This is a genomic window from Mycobacterium sp. (genome assembly GCF_040509115.1).
In the GTDB taxonomy this organism is placed as follows: Bacteria; Actinomycetota; Actinomycetes; order Mycobacteriales; family Mycobacteriaceae; genus Mycobacterium.
In genome coordinates this window covers 1-11,038 of the sequence record NZ_JBEVLO010000280.1, presented here as the reverse complement: position 1 = coordinate 11,038, position 11,038 = coordinate 1, and the positions used below count along the sequence as shown (strand labels likewise).

Genomic DNA, 11,038 nt, shown 5'->3' with positions numbered 1-11,038 from the left:
TGGCCCCACCTGCCGGCCTCGGTGGTGGTCAACCCGTACTTCGACTGGGGCGGGGACCGGCCGCCGCGCACCCCGTGGGCCGACACGGTGATCTACGAGGCGCACGTCCGCGGGCTGACCGTGCGGCACCCGGGGGTCCCGGAGGACCAGCGCGGCACGTACGCCGGGCTGGCCCATCCGGTGGTGATCGAGCATTTGCGGCGGCTCGGGGTGACCGCGGTCCAGCTGCTGCCGGTGCACCAGTTCGTCGACGCCGAGCCGCTGCTGGAGCGGGGGCTCAGCGAGTACTGGGGGTACTCGACCATCGGGGTCTTCGCGCCGCACGCCGGCTACGCGGCCAACGGCCCGGACGCCGCGGTGTGGGAGTTCAAGGCCATGGTGCGCGACCTGCACGACGCCGGCATCGAGGTGCTGCTGGACGTGGTGTTCGACCACACCGCCGAGGGCAACCACATGGGCCCGACGGTGTCGATGCGCGGTATCGACAATCCGGCGTACTACCGGCTGGTCGACGACGACAAGCGCTACTACATGGACTACACCGGCACCGGGAACAGCCTGAACGCAGGCAGCCCGCACGCGCTGCAGCTGATCATGGACTCGTTGCGGTACTGGGTGACCGAGATGCACGTCGACGGGTTCCGGTTCGACCTGGCGTCCACGCTGGCCCGCGAGTTCTACGACGTCGACAAGCTGTCGACGTTCTTCGAACTCGTCCAGCAGGACCCGACGGTCAGCCAGGTCAAGTTGATCGCCGAGCCGTGGGACGTCGGCCCCGGCGGCTACCAGGTCGGCAACTTCCCGCCGCAGTGGACCGAGTGGAACGGCAAGTACCGCGACACCGTCCGCGACTTCTGGCGCGGCGAGCCCGCCACCCTCGACGAGTTCGCGTCCCGGCTCACCGGCTCCGCCGACCTCTACGAGCACACGGCGCGCAGGCCGGTCGCGTCCATCAACTTCGTCATCGCCCACGACGGGTTCACGCTGCGGGACCTGGTGTCCTACAACGAGAAGCACAACGAGGCCAACGGCGAGGACAACAACGACGGCGAGAGCCACAACAGGTCGTGGAACTGCGGGGTGGAGGGGCCGACCGACGACCCCGAGATCCTGGCGCTGCGCGCCCAGCAGGAGCGCAACTTCATCACCACCACCCTGCTGAGCCAGGGCGTTCCGATGATCTGCCACGGTGATGAACTCGGACGCACCCAGGGCGGCAACAACAATGGCTACTGCCAGGACAACGAGATCACCTGGATCGACTGGGCCAACGCCGACAAGGCGCTGATCGAATTCACCCAGTCGGTGGCCGCGCTGCGGGCGGCGCATCCGATCTTCCGTCGACGCCGGTTCTTCGACGGGTTGCCGGTGCGCATCCGCGGCTCGGAGCGTCTGCCGGACATCTCGTGGTTCGCGCCCGACGGTTCGGAGATGAGCGACGAGGACTGGGGCTCGGGCTTCGGAAAGTCGATCACGGTGTACCTGAACGGCCATGGCATCCCCGACCTCGATCCACGCGGTCAGCGGGTCACCGACGACTCGTTCGTGCTGTGCTTCAACGCGCACTTCGAGCCGATCGACTTCACGCTTCCGCCCAAGGAATTCGGGCCAGCCTGGCAGCCGGTGATCTACACGGTCGACGGTGCGGTCATGGAGGGTTCGCGGCCGGTGGCCGCGGGCGCCAACCTGACCGTCGAGGCGCGTTCGGTCATCGTGCTGCAGGCGGCGGCGGTCCAGGGCTGACGGCCGCGCTGGCTCGTTGACGTCAGCGTCGATTGAGATGCCGAATGGCCGGTTCGGGACTAAGTTCGAGCGGTGATGTCCGCGGCCCTCGGTGTGGGAGCGTTCCTGCTCATGGTGTTCGTCGGCGTCTGCATGGGCGCCTGCGTCCGGTCGCACTGGAGCCATCCGAATCAGCCGATGCGCCGCCTCGGACGGGCCGCGCAGGCCGTCGCCGACAGGCGTCGCCCCCGCCAACCCTGAGTCCCCCGGTGATTTGGGCGCGTTTCCGTTCAATCAGCGAACGTTAGCGCGCCCAAATCGCACGGGGCGGTATTTAGCTCTGCAACAGAGGTATCGTGGTTCGGTGCTCACCAACACCGATCTCGCCGCGGACCTCTTCGCGGCGGTCGGGCGGTTCCGACGTCAGGTGCGACGCACCGTCGGGCGACCGGCGATCGGCACCGGCCTGCCGGAGTCCCAGGCCGAGCTGCTGAGGCTCGTCGGACATCGGCAGGGCATCTCGGTACGCCAGGCGGCCGCCGAGCTGGGGCTCGCCCCAAACACGGCGTCGACGCTGGTCTCGCGGCTGTGCGCCGACGGCCTGCTGGTCCGCGACGTCGACCCCGAGGACAGGCGGGTCGGCAGGCTCCGTCTCACCGAGTCGGCGCAGCGGTTGGCCGACGAGTCCCGCGCCGCCAGAAGGGCCGCGCTCGCCGTGGCACTCGCGCGACTGGACGCAGGCCAGCAGGACCAGCTCCGGGACGGCCTCGCCGTGCTCGAACACCTGACCCGACTTCTACGCGAGGAGGAACGATGAAGGCCATCGAATGCCGCCACCTGAGCCATCGCTATGGCGACTTCACCGCCGTCGACGATCTGAACCTCGAGGTCGACGCCGGGGAGACGATGGGGCTTCTCGGGCCCAACGGTGCAGGCAAGACCACCGTGGTGCGGGTGCTGACCACGCTCACCGGGGTCCAACAGGGCGAGGTGCGCATCTTCGGGCTCGACGCCCGACGCGACACGATGGACATCAGGCACAACATCGGCTATGTGCCGCAACAACTTTCGATCGAGCCCGCCTTGACGGGCCGACAGAACGTCGACCTGTTCGCCCGGCTGTACGACGTGCCACGCAAGCAGCGTCGCAACCGCGTCGACGAGGCGCTGGACTCGATGCAACTGCTCGACGTCGCCGAGAATCTCGCGGGCACCTACTCAGGCGGCATGGTCCGACGGCTCGAACTCGCGCAAGCCCTAGTGAACCGACCGTCGCTGTTGCTGCTCGACGAGCCGACGGTGGGGCTGGATCCGATTGCCCGCGACGGGGTCTGGTCGCAGGTGTCGGACATGCAGGAAGAGTACGGCATGACGGTGCTGCTGACGACGCACTACATGGAGGAAGCCGACGCACTGTGTGACCGCGTCGCGCTGATGCACCACGGCGAGTTGCAGACCGTCGGCACGCCCACCGAACTCAAGGCGGGCATCACGTCGGACGCCTCCCCCGCCGCGACGCTGGAGGACGTGTTCCGCCACTACGCGGGCTCGGACCTGACCGAGGACGCCGCCAAACGCGGCCTTCGCGAGATCCGCTCAAGCAGAAGGACGGCCCGACGTGTCAGTTGATCGTGAGTCTGCTGATCAGTCCGCTCGCCCCAGTCCCGCCTCGGGCGGCGTGACCGTCGAGCTGATCCGCGCACCCCGCGGCGTCCGGCGCGTCGGTGGCCTGCTGCGCAGGATGGGTGCCTTCGCGCTCGTCGAGTTGCAGAAGCTCGCCCACGATCGCAGCGAACTGGTCACCCGCATGGTTCAGCCCGCCCTGTGGCTGCTGATCTTCGGCCAGACGTTCTCCCGGTTGCACGTCATCGACACCGGCGACGTGCCGTACCTGGCGTTCCTGGCGCCGGGCATCATCGCGCAGTCGGCGCTGTTCATCTCGATCTTCTACGGCATCCAGATCGTCTGGGACCGGGACGCGGGCATCCTCGCGAAGCTGATGGTGACCCCCGCACCCGCGTCGGCGCTCATCACCGGCAAGGCATTCGCGGCCGGCGTCCGATCGGTGGCGCAGGTCGTCGGCGTCATGGTGATCGCCTACCTGATGGGAATCCACCTCACGGCCAACCCGCTGCGAATCCTCGCGGCGATGGCCGTCGTGGTGCTTGGCTCGGCGTTCTTCGCGTGCCTGTCGATGACGCTCGCCGGATTGGTGCGCAACCGCGACCGGCTGATGGGCATCGGCCAGGCCATCACCATGCCGCTGTTCTTCGCGTCGAACGCCCTGTATCCGGTCGACGTGATGCCGCAATGGCTGCGGTGGCTGTCGGCGGTGAATCCGTTGAGCTACGAGGTCAATGCGCTGCGGGCACTCCTTCTCGGCACGCCGGGAAACACGCTGCTCGACCTCACCGTGCTGGTGATCGCCGCGGCACTCGGCGTCTTCACCGCGTCGGCGCTGCTTCGGAGGTTGGTCGGGTAGCGTCCTCCATCGGAGGACTGCCATGATCACCGTCAACGCCGACAACTTCGTCCGCGCCGAGTCGGACCTGATGTTCTCACGGCTGCTCGCCGATGCCGGAGGGCTCGGACGGTGGATCCACTATCGCGAACCGGCGCCGCTTGACCACCAAACCATCGTGCGCCTCAACCGCGACACGCTGTACAGCGCCGCTCTCGTCGACGTCACCGCGGGCGCCGAGCTGACCATGCCCGACTCCGGGAACCGTTACATGTCGGCGATGGTGCTGACCCAGGATCACTACGTCACCGACATCTTCCACGACGCCGGCAGCTACCGCCTCGACGCCGCGAAGCTCGGCACCGACTATGCCGTGCTCGCGGTGCGAACCCTCGTCGATCCTGGCAATCCCGATGACGTGCGCCAAGTGAACGCGTTGCAAGACCAATTGACCGTCCACGCCACCTCGGCGCAGCCGTTCATACTGCCCGACTACGATCCGAACACCCAGACCCGTACCCGCAGTGCACTTCTCGAACTCTCCGGTGGATTGCCCGACTTTCGTCGAGCCTTCGGCCGCAGGGACGACGTCGATCCGGTCCGGCATCTGATCTGTGCGGCGTCCGCGTGGGGTGGACTTCCCGAGTACGAGGCCGACTACGTCAACGTCAACCCCGGCCTCCCCGTCGGGGAGTACCGGCTGCGCCTCGCCGACGTTCCAGTCGACGCGTTCTGGTCGGTGTCACTGTACGACGGGCAGGGGTTCTTTCAACCGAATCCCTTGGGCGTCAACAACGTCAACAGCGTAACGGCAATCAGGGAAGCCGATGGCTCGGTGATCGTGCACTTCGGGGTCAATCCGCAGCACGAGCCAAACTTCCTCTACGTGATGCCGGGCTGGAACTTCCTTCTCCGGATGTACCGGCCACGCGCGGAGGTGCTCGACGGACGCTGGGCCGTGCCTGCCGTGGAACCAGTCATCTGATCATCACGGCACCTTCGGCGCGGACAGGTCGTACGCGGTGACCGTGCCGACCGTCGTCGAATGGAAGTGTCCGCGCACCCACCGCAGGATGTCGGCGTGGGCCCGCGCGGGCACCACCTCCCCGTGATCGTTCTTCTCCGGCTCGCTGCCGTGAGAGGAGCCGCGCGGGGCGAGGTAGTACGCCACCCGATGGTTGGCGACGTCGTCCTGGAACTGTTGCAGGGTCGGGGTGGGATCCGATCCGGAGAACCCACCAATGGCCATCACCGAAGTGTCCGTTGACAATTCGAGCGCGGCCGCGGCATTGGACCTGTCGACGGCCGCCGACCACGGGGTGCGCGTCGCCTCGAGCATCGCGTCGAGCGCCGGGTTGTCCACCCCTCTGCCGAGCCCCAGCATGAACGCCGCACCCCCGTGGGTGGTGCGCGCGGGACCCACCGACGGGCCGATGCCCTCGTGCCCCACGCCGACGGTCGTCACCGCGTACGCCGCCGGGCCGGCCAGGGCACCCGCCAACGCCAACAGCACCAATGCGGTTGCGGCGTACGAGCGCCGCCCGGGCGCCCACTTCCACAGCAGCGCAACCGAACCCACGATCGTGCAGAGCAGTACTGCCCGCCGAAGACCCGGCCACGAACCGGTGTGCCCCAGCAGCCACCACCCGCACAACCCGGCGGCCAGCAGAATGCCAACGAGAGCCGCACGGCACCAAGGTACTTGGCGGCAGGCCCATGTCTGCTGAACGCCGATCGCGAACATCGCCGCGACGGGCGGCGCGATGGACAGGGTGTAGTACGGGTGGATCGTCCCGTGCATGTAGCTCAGCACCAGCCCGTCGACCAGCAACCAGCCGCCGAACACGACGGTCCCCGCTCGGACGAGGTCGGTGCGGGGAGCCCTGCCACGCAGGGCCAGCACGACGACCACCGCCAACAGGGCGGCCGGCACCAACCAACCAATCTCGTAACCGAATTCGCCGAACAACAGTCGGGACCAGCCCTGCGACCGTCCCCCGAATCCCCCCTGCCCCAGGTCGACGACGGCCGACCCATCGGGCGTCGGGGCCGCAGACCCGAACGAGGAGTGGTTGCGTCCCAGCACGCGGGCCAGACCGTTGTAGCCCAACACCAGGTTCATGAAGCTGTTGTCGGTCGAACCGGCGAGGTAGGGCCGCGCCGACGCAGGCCACAGCACCGTCAACAGGATGAACCAGCCCGCGGCGACGGTAACCGCGAGCGCCGCCCACAGCAGGTGCGTCAGCCGGACCCTGAGCCGAACCGGCGCAGCCACCAGATAGGCGGCTGCCAGTGCGGGCATCACCATGACGCCCTCGAGCATCTTGGCGAGGAACGCGAAGCCGAGCGCCACCCCTGCGCCGATCAACCACCGCAGCGAGCCACGCTGAACGGCTCGCACCGTGCAGTAGGCGGCCGCCGTCATCATGAGCACCATCGCCGCGTCGGGATCGTTGAAGCGGAACATCAGAGCCGCGACCGGAGTGAGGGCAAGGGCCGCCCCGGCGAGCAGTCCGGCGCGGGGTCCGCTGATGCGCGCGACCGCGCCGTACAGCAACGCGACTGCGGCAACGGCCATCAACGCCTGCGGAATCAACATGCTGGCGCTGCTGAACCCGAACAACTGCCCGGAGAGTCCCATCACCCACTGCGACAGCGGTGGCTTGTCGACGGTGATGAAGTTGTGCGCGTCGAGCGACCCGAAGAGCAACGCCTCCCAGTTCGTGGATCCCGCCTGAACCGCCGCGGCGTAGAACTGGTTGCCCATCCCGTTGATGGTGACGTTCCAGAGGTAGAGCGCGCCGGTGGCGACGAGCAGCGCGCCTAAGCTGAGCCGGTCCCAGCTAAGTACCCGTGCCCGAAGGACCACGGCGGGCTCGGCGGGCAGCGATTCGGGCGCATCGAGCGTCCCGACGGTTTGTGTCACGCCTTCAGTGAGACATTTCGACATTGTGGCTACCTGTGAGCCACCGTCGAGGCTGCTGAAGGTGCTGCTAGGCCGAGCCGACCAACCGCGCGATCGACGCCATCGGGATCGGCAGCCAGCTGGGCCGGTAGCGGGCCTCGTAACCAGCCTCGTACACGGCCTTGTCCAGTTCGTAGGCCGCGAGCTGACCGGCCTCGGCCCGGGGGTCGGCGCCCGCAACTGCCGCGTAGCCGTCGCAGAACGAGGCGCAGTTGCGGTCGACCCACCGGCGGGCTCGGGCGGCCAGCCCATCGTCGGCTGGTGCGTCCTCGCCCCCGGCGCGCTCGACCAGCCGTTGGTACGCGGCGTACTCGTAGGACCGCAGCATGCCCGCGACGTCGCGAAGGGGTGAGTCCGGCCTGCGGCGCTCGGTCAACGGCTGGCCGGGCTCCCCCTCGAAGTCGATCAGCAGCCAGCGCTGCGGCGTGCGAAGGACCTGACCGAGGTGTAGGTCACCGTGCATGCGTTGAACGGTGACGGTGGCGTCGGACAGCTCGCGGTAGCGCTGCTCGATGGCCTCGCGATACTGCTCGACGTCGGGCACCAGGGCGGCAACGGCGTGCAGCCGCTCGAGCAGGGTGTCGACCGGAAAGGGTTCCGTCGCGGTTCCGAGCGCCCCGGCCAGCGTCTGGTGTACCGACGCGACGGCCTCCCCCAACCGGCGGGACTCGCCTGCGAAGTCCTCACCGGCGGCGGCGTCGGCGGTGTCTGCGGACGCGGCGTTGTCATCGGTGGCGACCAGGTCGCGGGTGCTCGCGGTGGCCATGTCCCAGCCCTCGGTGGAGTTCGCGGCGAACTCGGTGACCATGCCGAGTGAATAGGGCTCGCCCTCGATGGTGGTCTCGACGGCGCCGAGCAGCCGGGCCACGTGTTCATTGCCGGCGCGGGCCAGCTCGCGATTCAATTCGATGTCGGGGTTGACCCCCGGAGTGACGCGCCGGAACACCTTGAACATCGCGGCGTCGGAGAACACGACGCTCGTATTGCTCTGTTCGGCGCCGATCACCCGGCCCGCCGAGTGGATGGGCAGCTCCGCGCCCGGCTCCTTCACGAACCGCAGCGGCCCGATGGTCGCGGACTGGTCGATCAGCGACAGCAGGTACTGCGCGGTGGCCGGGTCGTAGAGGGCGTCGAACGCGGTCCGTGCCCCGTCCGCCCCGATCACTGCCGCCACTCCGTCGGCGCCGACCGCCTCCTCCCAGCGGACCAGCACCTGGTACCGGCTGGTGGTGCCGTCCGAGTAGTCGGCATCCAGCAGCACGAGGTCGAGCCCGTCGCGCAGCGGGAACACCGAACCGGCCCGCACGTCGGAGAGGTCACGGCCGCGCCCGGCGTACCACCTCTGGGTCGGAAGCCACTGGTCGAACCGAACGTTCATCGCCTGAGTCATCAGTCTTCAAAGCTACCCACCGACTCCGGCTTTGAATCACCGAGCGACGGCTGCAGACCGGCAGGAAGGACGCCGCGCTGGGATGTCGGCGCTCAGACCGGCGCGCAGCGCACCGGCGGCGGCGAAGTCTCCGGCATGGCGGGTCGCGAGGCGCGCACCGGCCCGCCCGATCTCCGCCGGCCACGTGCTGACGCCAAACACCCTCAGTAGCAACGTGATCGGCATGATCGTGACCGCCGGGGCCAACTCCAGCAGCGAAAAGACGAGGAACAGGACCACCACGATGGTGTAGGAGAGCAACCTCCCCACGCCGTAGCCAATCCACCCGATGGCGGCCGCGACGACGAAGAAGACCTTCGGCAGAAAGTTGCGGGGCAGCGAGGGCTCCTCCGCCGCCGGGTCGGCTTCGCAGTTCCAGGTGGCTTCTCTGCCCGCGATTACCGTCCCCGTCGAACCGACTACTGCGCGATCACGGCATGAAGCGCGCGGCTTCGCTGCGCAGATGCCGACCCGAATTGGCCTGTCGGTAGCCGATGACGCTGCCGCTGATGGTGATGGCGATCAGCCCGGCGAGACCTGGGATCGCAACGGCGAGCAACTGGCCGGGACGCGCCGACCGCAGATATTGGGGGTACCCCTGGCGGATGGGTGGCGTACCCAGTCCGCCCACTCCGTTGGCGCCAAGACCGGCAGCGGGAACGTTGGCCGACGCCCCGCCACCCGAGCCCTGCCCCTGCCCCGGGCCCTGGCCCTGGCCCTGGCCCTGACCCTGAGGTATCGACCCGGTTTGGGTCACCGATCCCCGCACCTCGGGGGTTCGGACGCCTGCGTTGCCCGCGCCGAGGATCTGCCCCGGCGCGACGGCTGGGACGACGATCTCGGCGTGCGGACTCGGCACGTTGACGTTGACGCGCACCGGCGGCGCCACCAGGACGGGCGCCTGGAGCACCGGGAGATCGGCTGAGGGGCCCGACATCGGGGTGGCATAGCCGCCGTCGACTTCGACCACCGGCTGCGGTTCCTCCTGCAGGATCCGGAACGTCGGCTCGGGCCGCGGCGGCGGCGGGAACGGGTTGAACGGGGCGTAGGCGTCCGCGAGGATCGAGTTGACGGTCTGGACGGTCTCGTTGATCGACGAGTACGCCGAATACGGGTCGGTGAGGTTGAGCCGCCAGTGCATCACCTCGTACCCGGGGACGGGAACCGACGGCACCGGAATGGACACCGGCGGCGAGAACGGCAGCGTCACCTCGAGCGTGCTGGTCACGGTCTGCCGCTTGGGCGTCACCGGCTGCTGGACCGGATCCGGAAGGGTCGACGGAATCTCGGGTTCTTCCGGCTTCCTGTCTTGTTTGCGCTTCGTGGTGACTTCGGGATCCACCACCGTCGTTCCGTCGGGCAGCGTGTGCGTGCCGGGGACGCGTCCGTTGCCGAACACGCTGAGCGGTCGGCCGAACATGTCGCGCAGTGACGAGGTGATGGTGTTGGGAATGTCGAAGATGTTGAATGCCGGGGGAGGCGGGGGAACCGTCGGCGTCGGTTCGCTGGTGGTCGGCGGCGGATCCGTGCCCTCCTCCGTTCCGGTGGAGTCACCGGGATCCTCCGGGTCGGCCATCGCGAAGCCCGCACCGACGCCACTCATCAACATCGCCGCAAGCACTGCGGTGATGGCGAGAACGGCTCGTAGCACGGAGTTCCGCACGACACCTCTGGTTTCAGCTAAAACTGCGGGAAAAGCGGGTGGAGGATGCGTGCCAATTCTCGCACACGAACCTACTGAAGCGTAAAAAAATGGTTGCCAGCGGCCGCTGGATCAGGGCCTCGCCGCGCCGTGATCAGCATGAGCATCGAAACTCGGCAACCGCCTACTAGTTTGCGGAATGTCTGTGCGCGGTGAGCCAGGGGTAGGGTGCCGACGTGGCCTCCGGCGATTCCCTGCGCGATCACGGCGACCCGGGGGACGCACCCTCGGCGCCGCCCCCGCTAACCCCTCCCCTCGACACCACCCGGCCGTCGGCCGCGGAGGAGGCGCGGACCATCGCCGCGTCCACCAACAGCGGCACCCTGGCGACCCTGACGGCGACGGGTGACCCGTGGGCATCGTTCGTCACCTACGGACTCCTCGGCGGGGCGCCAGTGCTGTGCGTCTCGAACCTGGCCGAGCACGGCCGCAACCTGACCGGTGACCCACGGGCCAGCATCGCGATCGTCGCCGCGGCCACCGAGAGCGACCCGCTCGCCAACTCGCGCATCACGCTGGCTGGCGTCGCGGAGCGGCCCGTCGGAGCCGACCTCGCCGCCGCGCGCCAGGCTCACCTTGATGCCGTTCCCGCCGCGAAGTACTACGTCGACTACAGCGACTTCACGCTCTGGGTGCTGCGCGTCGACCGGGTCCGGTGGGTCGGCGGCTACGGGCGGATGGACTCCGCGACGGGTGCTGACTATGCCGCTGCCCTCCCCGACCCGGTGCAACCCGTCGCCGCAGGCGCGATCGAGCATC

At 68.5% G+C, this 11,038-nt stretch carries 11 protein-coding genes; 7 read left to right on the top strand and 4 right to left on the bottom strand.

All coding sequences use genetic code 11. The features are described 5' to 3' along the window. The 6 genes from glgX to ABW137_RS19090 form a co-directional block, all read left to right on the top strand. Nucleotides 1–1,743 (top strand): glycogen debranching protein GlgX (gene glgX, locus ABW137_RS19115; RefSeq protein WP_526402821.1); only part of this gene is annotated, 1,743 nt, incomplete at its 5' end. Between the two features lie 72 nt (nt 1,744–1,815). Then, nucleotides 1,816–1,983 carry a hypothetical protein gene (locus ABW137_RS19110; protein WP_526402819.1) on the top strand — a complete coding sequence of 56 codons (168 nt, stop codon included), beginning with the start codon at nt 1,816–1,818 and terminating at the stop codon, nt 1,981–1,983. A gap of 103 nt (nt 1,984–2,086) precedes the next feature. Then, nucleotides 2,087–2,539, top strand: a complete 453-nt coding sequence (locus ABW137_RS19105; RefSeq protein WP_526402817.1) for a MarR family winged helix-turn-helix transcriptional regulator — start codon at nt 2,087–2,089, stop codon at nt 2,537–2,539. Further along, nucleotides 2,536–3,351, top strand: coding sequence for an ATP-binding cassette domain-containing protein (locus ABW137_RS19100; RefSeq protein ID WP_526402815.1), 816 nt, complete (start codon nt 2,536–2,538; stop codon nt 3,349–3,351). The genes ABW137_RS19105 and ABW137_RS19100 overlap by 4 nt, the downstream gene beginning before the upstream one ends. Before the next feature lie 112 nt (nt 3,352–3,463). After that, nucleotides 3,464–4,204, top strand: a complete 741-nt coding sequence (locus ABW137_RS19095) for an ABC transporter permease (RefSeq protein ID WP_526402825.1) — start codon at nt 3,464–3,466, stop codon at nt 4,202–4,204. A gap of 22 nt (nt 4,205–4,226) precedes the next feature. Then, entirely contained in the window at nt 4,227–5,168 is a 942-nt protein-coding gene (locus ABW137_RS19090) for a DUF1214 domain-containing protein (RefSeq protein ID WP_526402813.1), read from the top strand. A 3-nt stretch (nt 5,169–5,171) separates the two neighbouring features. Here the strand turns inward: ABW137_RS19090 and ABW137_RS19085 are convergent, their stop codons facing one another. The 4 genes from ABW137_RS19085 to ABW137_RS19070 all read right to left on the bottom strand — a co-directional run bounded on the left by ABW137_RS19085 (nt 5,172) and on the right by ABW137_RS19070 (nt 10,240). After that, a complete protein-coding gene (locus ABW137_RS19085; RefSeq protein WP_526402811.1) occupies nt 5,172–7,133 on the bottom strand; it encodes an ArnT family glycosyltransferase in 1,962 nt (653 codons plus the stop codon). Between the two features lie 43 nt (nt 7,134–7,176). Continuing rightward, complete coding sequence (locus ABW137_RS19080) at nt 7,177–8,526, bottom strand: maltokinase N-terminal cap-like domain-containing protein (RefSeq protein ID WP_526402823.1); 1,350 nt, start codon at nt 8,524–8,526, stop codon at nt 7,177–7,179. A gap of 48 nt (nt 8,527–8,574) precedes the next feature. Next, nucleotides 8,575–8,847, bottom strand: a complete 273-nt coding sequence (locus tag ABW137_RS19075; RefSeq protein WP_526402809.1) for a hypothetical protein — start codon at nt 8,845–8,847, stop codon at nt 8,575–8,577. A gap of 160 nt (nt 8,848–9,007) precedes the next feature. Next, entirely contained in the window at nt 9,008–10,240 is a 1,233-nt protein-coding gene (locus ABW137_RS19070) for a hypothetical protein (RefSeq protein ID WP_526402807.1), read from the bottom strand. 215 nt (nt 10,241–10,455) lie between these two features. Here ABW137_RS19070 and ABW137_RS19065 point away from each other — a divergent pair. Further along, on the top strand, nt 10,456–11,038 hold a 583-nt coding region (locus ABW137_RS19065; protein WP_526402805.1), incomplete at its 3' end, for a HugZ family pyridoxamine 5'-phosphate oxidase.

Bases quoted from the DNA above. Each gene is read 5' to 3' on its own strand.
- ABW137_RS19100 (WP_526402815.1), top strand. From the start codon at position 2,536: ATGAAGGCCATCGAATGCCGCCACCTGAGCCATCGCTATGGCGACTTC.
- ABW137_RS19095 (WP_526402825.1), top strand. From the start codon at position 3,464: ATGGGTGCCTTCGCGCTCGTCGAGTTGCAGAAGCTCGCCCACGATCGC.
- ABW137_RS19090 (WP_526402813.1), top strand. From the start codon at position 4,227: ATGATCACCGTCAACGCCGACAACTTCGTCCGCGCCGAGTCGGACCTG.
- ABW137_RS19085 (WP_526402811.1), bottom strand. From the start codon at position 7,133: ATGTCGAAATGTCTCACTGAAGGCGTGACACAAACCGTCGGGACGCTC.
- ABW137_RS19080 (WP_526402823.1), bottom strand. From the start codon at position 8,526: ATGAACGTTCGGTTCGACCAGTGGCTTCCGACCCAGAGGTGGTACGCC.